We start from the raw sequence: 16,563 nt of genomic DNA, 5'->3' as shown, positions 1-16,563 counted from the left end.
GCGATAATGGTGGGTTACGCTTCGCTAACCCACCCTACGAAAGCTACCACGCATCGACGCAGGGGCGCTTGCGGCGGGTGCGCGGCTGAGGCTTCGGCACCGAGCGCAGGCCGGACATGATCCAGTGGCGGGTTTGCGCGGGATCGATCACCTCGTCGATCTCGAGCACGGAAGCGATCGAGACCGCCTTGCCGTTGGCATAGAGCTCGGCGACCTTGGCCTGGTAATATTTTTCGCGTTCGACCGGATCCTCGATCGCTTCCATCTCCTTGCGGAAGCCGAGCCGCACGTAACCTTCCAGGCCCATGCCGCCGAACTCGCCGGTCGGCCACGCCACGGTGAAGAAGGAGGCATGGAAGCCGCCGCCGATCATGGATTGCGCCCCTAAGCCATAGCCTTTGCGCAGCACGATGCCGAACAACGGCACGGTGAGGCTCGCGCCAGTGACGAACATGCGCGAGACGTGACGCACGATCGCGGTCTTCTCGGCTTCAGGTCCCACCATGAAACCGGGCGTGTCGCAGAGCGAGATGATCGGAATGTCGAAGGCATCGCAAAGCTGCATGAAGCGCGCAGCCTTGTCGCCGGCCGGCGCATCGATCGCGCCGCCGAGATGTTTCGGATTGTTGGCGATCAGGCCGAATGGCTTGCCTTCGATGCGGATGAACGCGGTGATCATGCCGACGCCGAAGTCGCGGCGGATTTCGAGCACCGAGCCCTCGTCGGCGAGCAGATCGATCACCTTGCGGATGTCGTAGACACGCAACCGGTTTTCCGGGATCGCGCGGCGGAGCAGCCGCTGGTCCGGCGCCTTCCAGTCGCTGACCGTGCCCTGGAAGTAGGACAGATATTTTTGCGCGGCGACGGTCGCCTCCGCTTCGTCCTCCACGAGGATATCGATGACGCCGTTCGGCGCCTGGAACGAGACCGGGCCGACTTCGGCCGGATGATAGACGCCGAGCCCGCCGCCCTCGATCATCGCCGGGCCGCCCATGCCGATCGAGGCATTCTTGGTGGCTATGATGACATCGCAGCAGCCGAGCATCGCGGCGTTGCCGGCGAAGCAATAGCCGGAGACCACGCCGATGACCGGCACCAGGCCCGAGAGCCGCGCGAACTGCACGAAGGATGGGCCGTCGAGCCCGGTCATGCCGAGCCGGTCGGTATCACCCGGGCGCCCGCCGCCGCCCTCGGCGTAGAACACCAAGGGCAATTGCCACTGCTCGGTCAGCGTGAGCATGCGGTCGATCTTCTTGTGGTTCATATGGCCCTGCGTGCCCGCGAGCACGGTGTAGTCGTAGGCAATCACCATGCAGCGCGCACCCTCCGCGCCGAACTTGTCGGCGTTCACGGTGGCGACGCCGGTGATCAGGCCATCGGCTGGCGTGTTGTGGATGAGATCGTCGATCTTGCGCCGGCGGCGCTGGGCGGCGATGGCGAGCGAGCCATATTCGACGAAGGAACCTTCGTCGACGAGGTGGGCGACGTTCTCGCGCGCGGTGCGCTGGTTGGTTTTGCGGCGGCGCTCGACGGAAGCCGGCCGGTTCTCATCCAGCGTGATCGCATGACGCGCAATTACTTCGGCGAGATCGGGGCGGATGTAGTCGAGGTCGATCTCCGCCTCCTCCGCGACATGGTGGATGTCGACCTCGGCGGGCTCGAGGAACAGGATCGCCTCGCCATGCATCAGCGTGACGCCGACGCCGCCCGCGACCTTGGTCACCCTGCCGCCATGCGGCGCGGTGACGAGATGCTCCATCTTCATGGATTCAAGCACGGCGATCTGCTGGCCGGGACGGACCAGATCGCCCTCGGCGACATCGATCGCGACGATGGTGCCCTGCAGCGGCGCCGGGACGGCGACCGAGCCTTCCGGGCCGGATTCGCTCGTCGACGGTCCAGCAACCGTACCGGCTCCGCCATTCACTTCGACCAGCACCGGTTCATCGGCCTCCTTCGCCGCGGCGACCAGCGAGCCGGCATGCGCGTCAATGAAATTGGTGCTGATCCGGTTGGCGGCAAAATCCGGATGCGCGAGGATCGCGCCGAGGAACGGGATGTTGGTGGCGACGCCGCCGATGCGGAATTCACGCAGAGCGCGTAGCGCCTTCTGTACCACATCGGCCCAGTTCGCGCTCGGCGAATGCACGATGACTTTTGCCAATAGTGAATCGAAAGCGGCGCTGGTCCTGTAGCCGGTGTAGCCGAAGGTATCGACCCGCACACCCGGGCCCGACGGCAGGTCGAACACCGACAGCGTCCCGCCGGTCGGCTCGGTCTCGCCCTTCTCGTTCATCACCTCCATGTTGACGCGGAGCTGCATCGCGTAGCCGCGCGGCGACGGAACCGCAGCCTGCGCGAGACCGAGCGAGGCCAGCGTCGCGCCCGAAGCGACGGCGAGTTGCGCCTTCACGAGATCGATGCCGAGCACCTCCTCGGTGACGGTGTGCTCGACCTGCAATCGCGGATTGGCCTCGATGAAGGCGAAGGCGCCCTCGCCTTCGCGGGCGTCGTCGTCGACAAGGAATTCGAAGGTGCCGAGATTGTCGTAGCGCGCAGCGGCCGCGAGCCTCGCTGCGGCTTCGATGATGCGCGAGCGCAGCGCGTCACTCAGCGACGGGCTTGGTGCCACCTCGATCAGTTTCTGGTTGCGCCGCTGGATCGTGCATTCCCGCTCCCACAGATGGCTGATCTGGCCCGAACGGTCGCCGATGATCTGCACCTCGATGTGACGGGCCTTTCGGATCAGCCGCTCGACATAGACGCCTTCATTGCCGAAGGCAGCCTTGGCCTCGGACTGGCAGCGCGCATAGGCCTGTTCGAGCTTGGCAGCGTCGTCGACGATGCGCATGCCGCGCCCGCCGCCGCCGGCGATCGCCTTGACCATGACCGCGCCGCCGGGGCCGAGCGAGGCGAAGAAGGCCCTGGCCTCCTCCAGGCTGGTCGAGCCGCTGGTGCCGGATACGATCGGCACTCCACAGCTTTTCGCCAGCGCCTTGGCTTTCGCCTTGTCGCCGAACAGCTCCAGCGCTTCCGGCGACGGGCCGACAAACGTGATCCCCTCCTCCGCGCAGCGCCGCGCCAGCGCCGCGTTCTCGCTGAGGAAGCCGTAACCTGGATGCAGCGCGTCGCATGTCGCGGCCCTGGCTGCGCCGATCACCGCTTCGATATCGAGATAGGCGCGCGCGCCGCGGCCCGGAATCTCGTGCGTTTCATCGGCCGCTAGGACATGCCGCGACGTCGCGTCATCGGCGGGATAGATCGCCACAGTGGCAAGCCCGCTTTCGCCTGCGGCGCGGGCGATACGGATGGCAATCTCGCCCCGATTGGCGATCAGCAATTTCTTGAAAGGCATGAACGTTTCCGTCGACAAAAGAGCTAGCGATCCTTCATGGTCGGATCGAGCACGATGCGCAAGGACTCTCCGAGCGCGTTGAATGCCAGGGAGACGACCAGAATGGCGAGCCCCGGCGCGTACATCTGCTCCGGCGCGATCTCCATATATTGATAGGCGCGCGCCAGCATCGCGCCCCAGCTCGGGTTCGGCGGCTGGATGCCGAGGCCGAGAAAGCTGAGGCTGGCTTCCGCCAGCAGCGCCGCGGCCAATAGCAGCGTCACCTGCACGATGACGGGCTGCAGCGTGTTCGGCAGCACGTGCCGCCACAGGATATGCCAGGCCGGCGCGCCGAAACACCTGGAGGCATCGACATAAAGTTCCTGCCGCACCACCAGCGTCCGTGCCCGAACGATGCGGGCCAGCGCCGGGAACATCACGATGCCGACCGCGATCATGCCGTTGGTGAGCCCGATACCGAGCGCACCGGTCACCGCAATCGCCAGCACGATCGCCGGGAACGACAGGAAGGTGTCGATGATCCGGCTGATGATGTCGTCGGTCCAGCCGCCGAAGAAGCCGGCGACAAGCCCGACCGGCAGGCCGATCGCAACTGCGACACACACGGCCAGCACGCTGGCATAGACGGTCGCCGGCGCACCGTAGATTAGGCGGCTGAAGATGTCGCGGCCGAGATCGTCGGTGCCGAGCAGATGCGCCGGACCCGGCGGCGCCAGCATGTTGTTGACGTCCTGCGCGGTCGGCGAATAGGGCGCGATCCAGGGTGCGCCGATCGCGACGATGACGAGCACCAGCAGCACGAGGATCGCGAGCGCGGCCCGAAGATCACCGGCGAGCCAACGGAGGAAGCGCCGCGACCGTGTCGGCTTGGCGGGCAATTGTGGCGACGCCAGCGCGAGGTCGGTCATTGCTCGATCCTCGGATCAATGGCGGCGCAGAGCAGATCGGTGATCAGGTTGACCAGGATGACCACGATCACCATCGTGAACACGACGCCCTGCACGATCGGAAAATCGCGCTGGATCGCGCCGCGCACGATCAGGCTGCCGAGACCGGGAATGGCGAACACCGCCTCGATCACGACAGTCGCCGCCAGCATCCGGTTCACCAGCAGGCTGATGATGGTGAAGAGGTTGACGCTGACATTCTTCAATCCGTGCTGCCAGAGGATGCGGCTCATCGACAATCCCTTGGCGTGCAAGGTCCGCACATATTGCGACGACAGCACTTCCAGGAGCGAGCCGCGAAGCTGCCGCGCCACCTCGGCCATGCCGTAGGCCGCGATCGCAATCCCCGGCAACAGCGCGTGCCTGATCGCCTCGATCGGAGACGCGGCGAAGGATTTGGCGCCGGTCGCCGGCAGCCAGTTCAGCCTGAGCGAGATCTCCGCAACCAGGATCATCGCGAGCCAGAAGCCGGGGATGGCGACGCCGAGCGAGGCGATCATGCTGACGGCCTTGTCGACCCAGCCGTTCGGCTTGATCGCCGCGATCACGCCCATGGGGATGCCGGTCAAGAGCGCGAGAAGCAGCGCGATCACCACGATCAGAAGCGTGTTCGGAAAGGCGCGGCCGATCGAGGTCGCGACCTGTTCGCCTGTCAGGAGAGATTGCGAGAGGTCGCCCTGGATGACGTTGCCGAGCCAGACGCCATATTGCACCAGGAACGGCCGGTCGAGCCCGTAGATGTGGCGGATTTCGGTGATGCGCGCATCCGAGGCGTTGTCGCCCGCCAGCGTCACCGCGATGTCGCCCGGCACGAGCTTCAACAGCGCGAACACCATGAAGGTCGCGAGCACGATCACGGGCAGCGCCTGCAAGAGGCGGCTGCCGACAACCTTGACCGGACTGCGTCGCGCCATCTCCCTCAGCTCTCCAGCCAGACGTCGTCGTATTTCGGCTTGCCGAGAAGGTTCGGGCGATAACCCTGCACCTTCTTGTTCATCGCGACCAGCTCGTACTGGAAAGCGAGCGGCGCGACGAAGGCGCTCTCCATCACCAGCCGCTGCACAGTGGCAAAGGCCTTGCGGCGCTGCTCGATATCTTCCGACGCCCGCGATTCCTTGATCGCGGCCTCGAGCTCCGGCGGCACCGGCGCACGGCCGGCATTGTAATAGGCGTCCTTGGTGAACATCAGCGAATAAGTCAGGCTCGGGTCGGGCCGCCCGGTCCATGCCGACAGCAGGCCGGAGCCGCGCTTCTCGCTGGCGAAGAACGCAGCGGAGGCTTCGGCGATCGGCGCGTTGGCGAAGCGTGCAGTCATGCCCGCCTTCCTGAGCTGCTCGATCAGGATTTCCTGGCGCTGCACCGAGTCCTGATCGGGATAGCCGAGGAGATCGAGCGTGAGACCATCCTTGAACCCGGCTTCCGCCAGCAGCTTGCGCGCCTTGTCGGGATCGTAGGGGTAGAGCCCGGCGACCGATTTGTCGTAGGCCCAATGCGCCTTCGGCAGGTTCATGTAGGCGGGCTCCGCCAGCCCGGCGAGCGCCGCCTTCACGAAGGACTCGCGGTCGATCGCAAAGTTCAGGGCCTGGCGGACCTTTGGATTGTCGAAGGGCGGCTTGGCCCAGTTCAGGAAGATCTGCAGAACATAGAGTGTCGGCCCGTTGGCGACCTTGATGCTGCTGGTGCGCTCGATAATCGCCTTCTGGCGCGGCGGCAGTTGATAGATCAGGTCGTTCTGCCCGGCGGTGACGGAGCGCGCGCCGGTGGTCAGTTCCGGGATGATCGAAAACTCGATGCCGTCGGGAAGAGGACGATTCGCCTTCCAGTATTTCTCGTTGCGCTTGACGACGATGCGCTCGCCATCCGCCCAGCTAATGAACGCATAGGCGCCGGCGCCGACCGGCTGGCGCGCAACGGTGCCGCCTTCGGCCGCCTTCAGCGCTGATGGCGAGACCATCATGCCGGCGCGGTCGGAGAGGATGAGGGGCAGCGCGGTGTCGGGCGTGCTCAGCTTCAGCGTGACCTGCGTGGGACTCGTAACCTCGACCGACGCCACCGAAGCAAGATCGGCCTTGATGTTGGACTTCTGGTCGCTCTTGTTGCGCTCAAGGTTGAATTTCACGGCTTCCGCATCGAGCGGCGTACCATCATGGAAGGTGATGCCGGTACGGATGTTGAGCACCAAGGTGTTCGGGTCGGTGAACTTCCAGCTTTCGGCAAGGCCGGGCTTTGGCGCCAGCGTCTCGAAATCCCATTCGATCAGCGTGTCGTACATCGTGAACAGGAAGGCGTGGTCGGAGCCGGCGCCGCCTGTTGCGGGATCGAGGCTCGACGGATTGGCGGGCGCCGAGATGCGCAAGGTGCCACCCCGCTTCGGCGCGACATCTGCCCATGCGCGGCCACTGAGCGTCACGCCGGCAATCGCGGCCGATGTCAGCGCGATGGCCTCGCGTCGCGTCATCTCTGTCATGTCATCTCCTCCCGGCAATTCTTGTCAGTTTGGTGCAAAGTTTGGATGTTCGGCGAAGTGGCAGGCAACCCAATGGTCCGGTTGAAGCTCGCGCCAATCCGGCGGCTTCTGGGCGCAGAGCGGCTGCGCGTAGGGGCAGCGGGTGCGGAAACGACAGCCCGAGGGCGGATCGATCGGGCTCGGGATCTCGCCCTGCAGCATGATGCGGCTGCCCTCGCGCAAGTGTGACGGCAATGGTCGCGGCTCGGCGGACAGCAACGCCTGCGTATAGGGATGCAGCGGATGCTCGGAGACGCGTTCGGTCGGCCCAAGCTCGACGAAGCGGCCGAGATACATCACGGCAATGCGCTCGCTGATGTGGGAGACCACGGCGAGGTCGTGGGTGATGAAGACATAGGTGAGGCCGAGCTCGCGCTGCAGGTCGGCGAAGAGATTGAGTACGTCGCCACGAATGGACATATCCAGCGCGGCCACCACCTCGTCGCAGACGATCAGCTTCGGCTTCAGGGTCAGGGCGCGGGCGATCACCACGCGCTGCTTCTGCCCGCCGGAAAGCTGGTGTGGGTAGCGCTCGCCGACGTCCTGCGGCAGGCCGACACGGTCGAGCGCCTCCCTCGCCTGCCGCTCCCGCTCGGCACCCGTACCGACGCGCGCGAGGTCGAGCGGTTCCAATACCGACGAGAGGATGGTCATGCGCGGATTAAGCGCCGCATTCGGATCCTGGAAAATGATCTGATAGTCGCGGCGGTGGCTCTGGAATTGCCTGCGCGGCAGCGTGAGCGGATCAATCCCGTCATGCCGGATGGCGCCCGCGCTTGGCTTCAGCAGGAACACCAGCGCGCGGCCGATGGTGGTCTTGCCCGATCCGGATTCGCCGATGATCCCAAAGGTCTCGCCGCGGCGGACGTCGAAATTGACGCCATCAACCGCCTTCACGGTGGCGCGGCGATCGCTGGTCTGAAAGCGCACTTCGAGGTCACGCACCGAGACGATGGTGTTCTGCGCGATATCGGGAGCAAGCGGCATCATGGCGTCCCGGCCATCGCGGCGATCGGCGCCGATGCCGCGTGCTGCAGCGCGCCCGCCAGATCGAGCTCGCGGAAACGCCAGCAGCGGACCTTGCGGCCGCCTCCCGCGTCGCGCAGTTCCTGCTCGGCCTCGCAGCCCTGTGCCGCATGGGCGCAGCGTGCGCGGAAACGGCAGCCGTTCGGCATGTCGACGATCGAGGGCACCCGGCCCGGGATCGACGGCAGCCGGCCGTGGCGCGGGCTCAAGTGCGGCAGCGAACGCAGGAGACCTGAGGTGTAGGGATGCAGCGGCCGCACCAGCGCCTCGTCGACCGGGGCGTCCTCGATCACCTCGCCGGCATACATCGTGATCATTCGCGTGCAGGTCTCGGCGACCACGCCGAGATCGTGGGTGATCAGCATCAGCGCGGTATTCGAGGTCTCGCTGAGCTCGCGCAACAATTCGAGGATCTGCGCCTGCACGGTGACATCGAGCGCCGTGGTCGGCTCGTCCGCGATCAGAAGCTGCGGGCCGCAGATCAAGGCGGCTGCGATCATCACGCGCTGGCGCATGCCGCCGGAAAGCTGGTGCGGGTAGTCGTCGATCCGACGCTCGGGCGAGGCGATGCCGACCCGGCGTAGCATCTCGAGCGTCTTCGCCCTCGCCTCCTCCTTGCCGACGCCGGTATGAACGCGCAGCGTCTCGGCGATCTGGTGGCCGACGGTGAAGACGGGATCGAGCGCGCTCATCGGCTCCTGGAAGATCATGGCGATCCGACGTCCGCGGATCGCGCGCATCGCCCGCGCGCCGCAGGAGACAAGATCTGTGCCATCGAACAGGATCGAGCCGTCGAGGCCAGCGAGATTGCCCGGCAAAAGCCGCAAGATCGAAAGGCCGGTGATGGTCTTGCCGCAGCCGCTCTCGCCGACGATGCCGACGCGCTCGCCGGGCGCGATATCGAAATCGATCTTGCGCGTCGCCTGCCAGACGCCGAGCGAGGTCTTGAAGCGGATGCCGAGGCCGCGCACGGACATCAGCGGCGCAGAACCGCTGGCCGCGGCTTCCGATCGGCACTTTCTTGGTGCAGCCGCCGGCATCAACCCGACGCCTGCTTCTTCTTCACGAGTTCTTCTTCCATCAGCATCTCGGTTCCGATGATGCCGTCGCGCTCAAGCTGGTCGATCTCGGCATCCGACAAGCTGAGCATGCCGGAAAGAATCTCGTAATTGTGCTCGCCGAGCGTCGGCGGTATCCGCCGGATCGGGAACGGGTGTGCGCTTTCACGAAACGGCATCGACGGCTGCGGATGCTTTCCGATGAAAGCGCGGTTGACCTCCTGGATGAAGCCGCGCGCCTGCAGTTGCGGGTCGCGCAGGAGGTCGATCGGCAGCCGCGCGACGCCGGCGGCAACGCCCGCGGTCTGCAGCAGGTTCATTGCGTCTTCCGCATCGCGTCCGGCGGTCCAGGCCGCGATGGCCGCCTCGATCTCGCTTTCGACCCGGCGCCGGGCGGCGGCCGTCTTCAGCGTCTCGTCGCTGGCCCAGTCGGCGCGTCCGAGCAGCGTTGCGAGCCTCAGCCACATCGCATCGCTGGATACCGTGATCACGATCCAGTTGTCTTCGCCCGCAGAGCGGAAGCAGCCATGCGGCACGAAATCCGGATGACGATTGCCGTATTTGGTCGGCGGCTTGCCGTCGATCGAGTGCGCGATGATCCAGGGCGCGGCGAACGGCATCATGCACTCGATCTGCGCGAGATCGATGAACTGGCCCTTGCCGGTCAACTTCGCGTGGATCAAGGCGGTGAGCACGGCGGCGCAACCGTTGAGACCGCCGACGGCGTCGCCAAAGGCGGTATGACTCATGACCGGCGGACCGACGGCATCACCGACCACGCTCGGCAGCCCCGAGCCCTGCTCGAGGGTCGAACCATAGGCGCGGCAATCGCGATGGACGCTGCCCGCGCCGAACGCCGACATCGACATCATCACGAGCTTCGGGTTGAGTTTTTTCAGAACATCATAGCCCAGCCCCAGCTTGGGCAGCACTTCCACGGAGTAATTGTCGACGGCAAGATCGGCGTCGGCGAGCAGCCGTTTTGCAAGATTGAGCCCCTGCGGCCGCGTCAAATCCAGCGTGATGGCGCGCTTGTTGCGGTTCATGATGCAATAGCGCACCGACTTCTCGTACATCTGCTCCAGCACATAGGCCGGCCGCCGGTCGACGCCGCGCCACCAGTCCGGATACTGGATCGCCTCGATCTTGATGACATCGGCGCCGAGATCGGCGAGCGTGCGGGTGCAGATCGGGCCGGCCCAGCCCATGGAGAAGTCGATAACGCGGATGCCTTCGAGCGGCAGGCGATTCGGTCCGCTCTGCTCCGGCAGCGGCACGCGCAGCGGGCCCTCGATCTGTTGCTGCTCACCGATGGCGGGAACCTTGCCGCCACGGCGCGGCGGCGTGCTGGTCAATCGCTGCATGCAGCCGGCGGAAAATCCGCGCTCCTCGCCGACGGCGACGGGAACGATCGCGCCGCGCGCCTGCTTCTCCTCATCGGCGATCAGTTCGGCGATTTCGGGCGCCGGAACGATCGGGATCTTTCGCTTCAGCCCTTCGGCAAACCATTCCCGCGCGGTGCGCTGCTTCAGGCGCGGCAGGACTTTGGCTTCGATCGCCTCGACATGCTGCAGCCGGTCGACGCCGAGGAACAGCTTTGGATCGTCGCGCAGCTCGAACAGTCCGAGCATCTCGCAGAACGAACGCCATTGCGCTGGTGTCACCGTGGTGACGCCGAGCCAGCCCTGCTTGGTCTCATAGATGCCCACGGGAAAGGTCGGCCAGAACCGGTTGACGCCGATCCGCCGCATGACATCGCCGCGGGAAAACGACTCGAACATGACGTATTCGGTGACCGCGATGGTGGATTCGAAGATGCTGAGGCGGCTCGCGCGCCCGCGCCCGTCCTGCATTCGGCCCAGCACCGAGGATGACGCAGCGATAAAGCCCCAGAGCCCGGCCAGAATGCCGGTCTGGAAATCCGGCGCGTGCATCGGCGGCCCTTCGATCGGCCCCACCAATTTGATCAGGCCGGTCAGCGCGCGAATGGTCGAGTCGGTCGCCGCAAAGCTGGCATAAGGGCCGACATCGCCAAACCAGCCAGCCTCGAGATGGATCAGGCCGGGATGCTTCTCCTTGATGGCGGCGAGATCGAGGGGCGGACAATCCGCCGCATCGATATCGCGGCCGTCGAGCAGGATGTCGCACGACTCGATCAGTTCCGTGAGGCGGGAGGATGCGCTGGTATCCCAACGATCCAGCACAACGCTCGACTTGTTGAAGTTGAGGAACGCAAACCAGGCGCTCTCGCCTTTCGGCGTCAGCGGCGCCGCGCGGCGAAGCGGATCGCCCGCCGGCGGCTCGACCTTCTGCACGGTGGCGCCGAAATCGGCGAACAAACGCGCGCAATAGCTGATCGCAGCCGCGCTCCCGATCTCGACAATCCGCAGATGCGACAACGCGCCCATCACGTTTCCTTAAGACCCCGCGTGGCCGGCGCGAACGATGCACCGGCTCAGTTTTTTGTTGCGAACATCAAACCTTGCGGGCGCGATGATGCAAGCGGAAAATTCTCCCGCGTTGCGGAATTCGCTTTGACGTGCTTGCGTTTAGCGACAGTCGAATTGCGCTTCGAACCAGTTTTCGAGCGAAGTCGAAAGCGGCTGCCACACGCGCTGGAAGTGCGAGAGTTTCGCGGCGCTGCCGCGATAGATCGCGCGCAACTCCTGTTCAATCGCAGGAAGATCGACACCGGTGACACGACCTTCGCCGACGATCGTGCGTCCATCGACAACGACGTCCTTGAGCAGCGACGCATTGCCGCGCGCGAACAAAAGATCGAGCGGATCGACCGGCAGAATCTGGTCGCGATCGAGACGATCGAGATCGAGCGTGACGAAATCGGCCGGCGCACCCGGCTTAAGCTCACCGCTTCCCGGCGCGCCGCTCGCGCGGCGGCCGTTGCGGATGGCAAGCGCGAAGAACTCGGCCGGCGTCCAGGTCCGCTTGAAGCCTATGCCGCCGTGCATCATCTGCACCAGCCGCATCTCGCGCAGCACGTCGTCGTCCTCATCGAGCGCGAGGCCATCGACACCGACGGTGACCGCGCAGCCGCATTTGTGTGCGGCGGCGATCGGCGCGAGGCCGGAACGCAGATGCATGTTGGAACTGAAATTGGTGACAATGCGCGCGCCGGAGGCTGCGATCATGTCCAGCTCGTCGAGGCGCGCATGGATGCAATGCGCGAGCGTCAAGCGTTCGGAGAGAAAGCCGATCTCGCGGAGATAGCGGACGATGCCATCAGGAAAGTTCTGGTCCGCCCACGCGCGCTGGTAGATCGTCTCCAACAGATGCATGTGAATGCGGCGGCCGGTCAGCGCCGAATTCTCGGCGACGGCCTCCAGCAGCGGTTTGGAGCACCATTGCACGCCGGCCGGGCCAAGCTGCACATCGATCTTGGGGCCGGCAATCGCCGCGGCAATCGCGTCGGTCAGTTCGATGTAGGCGTTCGGCGACATCGGCGCGCGGACGAACAGTTCCTCGATCGTCTTGCGATCGTCGCAGGACAGATTTGAGAGCACCGGCTCGGCATCGCCATAGACGACCGGATTCTGGTCGCGCACGGCGATCGCAAAGGCGATGCGGATGCCGACGTCGGAGGCTGCGCGCGCGACCTCCTTTGCTTCCTCCACCAGCGGCATGGTTCCGCTTGGGCGGGTGTAGTGCACCATCATGGCGGCGCAGCCGGCGCGCGCAGAGCGCGCCAGCGCGGAAGCCGCGGTGAGATAGGGATCGACCGGCGAGCCCAGCGCGGAACGCAACAGCCAGCTCTCCAGGGGCATGCCGAGCGCGCCGAAGGACGATGCGGTCGGCCGCGCATGATCGTGGGCGTTGACGAAGGCAGGAAGCACGAAGGAGCGCGGCCCCGCCGGCGGCGCTCCTTGATCGATTTGATCGATGGAGGTGATGATGCCGTTGTCGTGCCGGAGCACGACGTCATGAAGCACGCCGCGGTCAGAGCCGGCGAATAGGCAGTGGGCCGGAACTTCGTTCGCCATGACCGCAAATTATCTCAGTTGGTGACGTAGACCAACTCCCGCTCGGCGCGCGGCGGCAGGAACTCGCGGGTGAAGATTTCGGACGGCGTCGGCGTGCGCGTGAGCTGATAGCCTTCGACGATGATGCCGATGGCGCGGGCCATGCGGTCATCCTTGACGTCGCCGACGCCGATCTCCTTCATCTCCGGCGAGACGATCAGCTTGTCGAAGGAATATTGCAGGCGGCGCTTCTCGACGTCGACATTGATCAGATTGTCGAAATTCACCGCGGCCTTCATGCCGGCGTTCTGATCCTTGGCGACCGCGATCAGGCCCTTGTTGATGGCGCGGACCAGGCCGGCGACGGCCTTCGGATTGGATGCGAGCAGTTTGCGCGAGACCATCACGCCGTTGGAATAGAGATCCATTCCGTAATCGCCGAACGAGAACCATTTGAAGTCTTTTTCCGGATCCTGGCGGTTCAGCACCAGATTGAAATAGCTGGTGATGTTGAACACCAGCGCGGCGTCGATGTCGCCCTTGATCAGCATCGGCTCTTGCAGGTTCGGCGCCATGTTGGAGATCTTGATCTTCTCGCCATCGAGCCCGTTCTTGTGCACGAACACCGGCAATAGCCGCGTGGTCGGCGTGCCCTGCGCGCCGCCGAGCGTGTGGCCTTCGAGATCCTTGATGGTGTTGATGCCGCTCGACTTCTTCGCGACGATCGCGAACGGCGGCTGATTCCAGATCATGTAGACCATCACAGGCGCATCCTGCGGCTTGGTCGCGGCATTCTGGATGATGGCGTTGACGTCGCCGAAGCCGGCGTCATAGGCGCCGGACATGATGCGCGTTACCGTCGCGCCCGAGCCTTCGCCCTGGTCGATGACGACGTTGAGGCCTTCCTCTTTGAAGAAGCCATGGTCCTTGGCGTAGAAGAAGGCGGCATCCGAGCCTTGCGTCTTCCAGCCGAGCGTGAACTTGATCGTGGTTTCCTCGGCCGACGCTGTCCCTGCGAACAGGGCCAAACCCAACAGCGCGGCGCTCACTTTCTTCAGCATGACGACCTCATGAACGGTGGTTGATGAAACTCTTTCTCAGGTGGCAATCACGTCGTTCTTGCGCGTGGCCCAGCCGGTGACCTGGCCTTCGATCAGCGAGAACACGACGTAGAGCGCGACGCCGAGGCCGGCGAGCACGAACAGCCCGGCGAACACCAGCGGTACGTTGAAATTCGATGACGCCGTCATCATCACATTGCCGATGCCGCGATTGGAGGCGACGGTCTCCGAGAGCACCGCGCCGACGAAGGCGTACGAGATCGCAACCTTCAGCGAGGCGAAGAAGAATGGCATCGTGCGGGGCAAACCGACATTCCAGAGGATGTCGAACTTGTTCGCGCCCAGCGCCTTCAAGACGTCCTCGAGCTCGGGCTCGGTGGTGGCAAGCCCGGTGGCGATGTTGACGACGATCGGAAAGAAGCAGATCGACAGCGCGGTGAGAACCGCCGGCACAGTGCCGGAGCCGAACCAGAGCACGAAGATCGGCACCACCGCGACCTTCGGGATCGAAGAGAAGCCGATCAACAGCGGATAGACTGTGTCATAAGCGGTCTTGGAAACACCAATGAAGGCGCCGAGCACGACGCCCAGCGCGACGCCGAGCACGAAGCCGAACATCGTGGTCGCCAGCGTCTGGATGATGTGCGGCCACAGCACCGGAAAACGCTCGACCAGCGTCACCAGGACCTGCGACGGCCGCGGCAGCACCAGGTCGGACATGCCGGTCATCAGGCAGAACAATTCCCAGGCGACGAAGAACAGCACGATCAGCGCCGCTGACCACGCCTTCTGCCTGATATCGAGTGCAGACATTTCAGGCCGCTCCTTCCTGCACCGCGCTGCGAGCATCGACGATCATCGCGCGCAGCTTCTGGTTCAGCGCGACGAAATCCGGTTCGAAGGTCATCGCCACCGTGCGCGGCCGCGCAAAGCCGACATGGCTGTCGTCGAGGATGCGACCGGGACGCGCGCTCATCACGCAGATGCGGCTGGCGAGAAAGCCGGCCTCGCGCAGATCGTGGGTGACCAGCAGCACCGTCGGCTTGTGCGTCATCCAGAGCCCCTGCAGGATCGACCACAACTCCTCGCGCGTGAACTGGTCGAGCGCGCCGAACGGCTCGTCGAGCAGCAAGAGGCGCGGCTCATGGATGAGCGCCCGGCATAGATTGGCGCGCTGGAGCATGCCACCGGAGAGCTGCCAGGGAAAACGGCCGCCAAAGCCTTTCAGGCCGACCTGCTCCAATAGCGCGTTGGCCTTGTCGCGGAATTCGGTCTTGCGCAGTTTCCGGAATTTTGAGCGGAACGGCTCGACGATCTTGAGCGGCAGCATGATGTTCCGCTCGATCGTCATCCACGGCAGCATGGTCGGATTCTGGAAGGCCATGCCGACCCGCATCGCGCGTGCCGCCACCTCGCGGCCGCCGACGATGACGACACCAGTGGTCGGCTGCACCAGGCCGCTGACCAATCGCAGGATCGTCGATTTGCCGCAGCCGGACGGACCGACCAGCGCGACAAACTCGCCCTCACCGATCCGCAAGGTCGTCTTCGACAGCGCCGGCACCGCGCGGTCGCCGCGACCGAACGTCACCGAGGCATCGGACAGCTCAATGGCAATCGGCGTGCTGCCGGAGGGAACCGGCTCGCCCGAGAAGTCGGAATTTGCTTGCATGCGCATCACGGCAGAAAGTGCATGCAAGCCAGATGCCAGCCGGACTTTTCCGCGGAATCAACGCTGGATCGAGGAAATCGGTACCGCTCAAGCGGATTCAATTTAGGCAATCCGACTATCAAAGTGCATGCAATTCGTGCGCACACTTATTGGACGCCTATGCTACGAATGACATCGAAGCACTTACGGGACCAACCGATGGCGCCGCGCGCGGCCAGCAAGACTGCTGAAACGTCCGACAAGGTCAGCGTGATCTGCCGTGCGCTCCGCCGCGCCATCATCGAGCAGGCGCTGGAGCCGGGCGCGAAATTGCCGGAGGATTCGCTCGGCGAGCGCTTCGGCGTCAGCCGCACGATCGCGCGCCACGCGCTCGGGCAATTGGCGGCCGAGGGGCTGGTCGAATTGCGCCGCAACCGCATCGCGGTGGTGGCGACGCCGAGCTGGCAGGATGCGCGCGACGCCTTCGATGTCCGCATTCAGTTGGAGCGCCTCGTGGTGCGCCAGCTCGCCGGCAAGCTCACCAAGGCGCAGATCGCGGAATTGAATGCCCATGTCGATGCCGAGGACCGCGCCCGCGGCGGCTCGGACCCGGTCTCGATCCGGCTCGCGACCGAATTCCACATCCTGCTCGCGCACATGACGAACAGCCCGATCCTGATCCGTTATGTCAGCGAGATCGCCTATCGCTGCTGCCTGACGCTGTCGCTGTTCAGCCGGCCGCATTCCTCGGAATGCGCGATCAACGAACATCGCGCGATCATCGCGGCGCTGGTCAGGGGCGACGAGAACAAGGTGATGAGCCTGATGCACAGCCATCTGGACTCGGTGGCAGGCCGCGCGCTGGTCGCTCCCGTCCCGCAGCGCGGCCGCGACCTGCTCGACATTCTCGCGCCCTATGCCGAAGAGGCGGAGAGTGGCCGCCTCGTGAAACTGCCGAAGGCGGCGCGCGGACGCTAGCGAC

At 64.9% G+C, this 16,563-nt stretch carries 12 protein-coding genes; 1 reads left to right on the top strand and 11 read right to left on the bottom strand.

All coding sequences use genetic code 11. The features are described 5' to 3' along the window. Positions 1-43: 43 nt before the first annotated feature. The 11 genes from OZ411_RS23575 to OZ411_RS23525 all read right to left on the bottom strand — a co-directional run bounded on the left by OZ411_RS23575 (position 44) and on the right by OZ411_RS23525 (position 15,602). Entirely contained in the window at positions 44-3,355 is a 3,312-nt protein-coding gene (locus OZ411_RS23575; protein ID WP_282529869.1) for a carboxyl transferase domain-containing protein, read from the bottom strand. Between the two features lie 23 nt (positions 3,356-3,378). Continuing rightward, positions 3,379-4,263 carry an ABC transporter permease gene (locus OZ411_RS23570; RefSeq protein WP_282529868.1) on the bottom strand — a complete coding sequence of 295 codons (885 nt, stop codon included), beginning with the start codon at positions 4,261-4,263 and terminating at the stop codon, positions 3,379-3,381. After that, positions 4,260-5,216: an ABC transporter permease gene (locus tag OZ411_RS23565; protein ID WP_282529867.1), complete on the bottom strand. Its 957-nt coding sequence runs from the start codon at positions 5,214-5,216 to the stop codon at positions 4,260-4,262. The genes OZ411_RS23570 and OZ411_RS23565 overlap by 4 nt, the downstream gene beginning before the upstream one ends. Positions 5,217-5,221: 5 nt before the next feature. After that, positions 5,222-6,769 (bottom strand): ABC transporter substrate-binding protein, encoded by a 1,548-nt coding sequence (locus OZ411_RS23560; protein WP_282529866.1) that lies wholly within the window; start codon positions 6,767-6,769, stop codon positions 5,222-5,224. 24 nt (positions 6,770-6,793) lie between these two features. Beyond that, the gene (locus OZ411_RS23555) at positions 6,794-7,795 is read right to left on the bottom strand and encodes an ABC transporter ATP-binding protein (protein ID WP_282529865.1); all 1,002 of its coding nucleotides are present in this window, start codon (positions 7,793-7,795) and stop codon (positions 6,794-6,796) included. Next, positions 7,795-8,811, bottom strand: a complete 1,017-nt coding sequence (locus tag OZ411_RS23550; protein ID WP_282529864.1) for an ABC transporter ATP-binding protein — start codon at positions 8,809-8,811, stop codon at positions 7,795-7,797. Before OZ411_RS23550 ends, OZ411_RS23555 begins: the two co-directional genes overlap by 1 nt. Positions 8,812-8,873: 62 nt before the next feature. Next, a complete protein-coding gene (locus tag OZ411_RS23545) occupies positions 8,874-11,300 on the bottom strand; it encodes a CoA transferase (protein ID WP_282529863.1) in 2,427 nt (808 codons plus the stop codon). 141 nt (positions 11,301-11,441) lie between these two features. Continuing rightward, positions 11,442-12,890 carry an amidohydrolase family protein gene (locus OZ411_RS23540; RefSeq protein ID WP_282529862.1) on the bottom strand — a complete coding sequence of 483 codons (1,449 nt, stop codon included), beginning with the start codon at positions 12,888-12,890 and terminating at the stop codon, positions 11,442-11,444. A 14-nt stretch (positions 12,891-12,904) separates the two neighbouring features. Then, positions 12,905-13,930, bottom strand: coding sequence for an ABC transporter substrate-binding protein (locus OZ411_RS23535; RefSeq protein WP_282529861.1), 1,026 nt, complete (start codon positions 13,928-13,930; stop codon positions 12,905-12,907). Positions 13,931-13,966: 36 nt separating this feature from the next. Next, on the bottom strand, positions 13,967-14,743 hold the full coding sequence (locus OZ411_RS23530; protein WP_282529860.1) for an ABC transporter permease: 777 nt from the start codon (positions 14,741-14,743) through the stop codon (positions 13,967-13,969). A 1-nt stretch (position 14,744) separates the two neighbouring features. After that, positions 14,745-15,602, bottom strand: a complete 858-nt coding sequence (locus tag OZ411_RS23525) for an ABC transporter ATP-binding protein (RefSeq protein WP_282529859.1) — start codon at positions 15,600-15,602, stop codon at positions 14,745-14,747. A 198-nt stretch (positions 15,603-15,800) separates the two neighbouring features. On the opposite strand from OZ411_RS23525, the gene OZ411_RS23520 reads away from it, so the two are divergent. Beyond that, on the top strand, positions 15,801-16,559 hold the full coding sequence (locus tag OZ411_RS23520; RefSeq protein WP_282529858.1) for a GntR family transcriptional regulator: 759 nt from the start codon (positions 15,801-15,803) through the stop codon (positions 16,557-16,559). Positions 16,560-16,563 lie beyond the last annotated feature (4 nt).

Origin of the sequence: Bradyrhizobium sp. Arg237L (assembly GCF_029990105.1) — a bacterium.
Classification (GTDB): domain Bacteria; phylum Pseudomonadota; class Alphaproteobacteria; order Rhizobiales; family Xanthobacteraceae; genus Bradyrhizobium.
The sequence above is the reverse complement of the archived record's forward strand: the minus strand, read 5'-3'. Positions and strand labels throughout refer to the sequence as shown.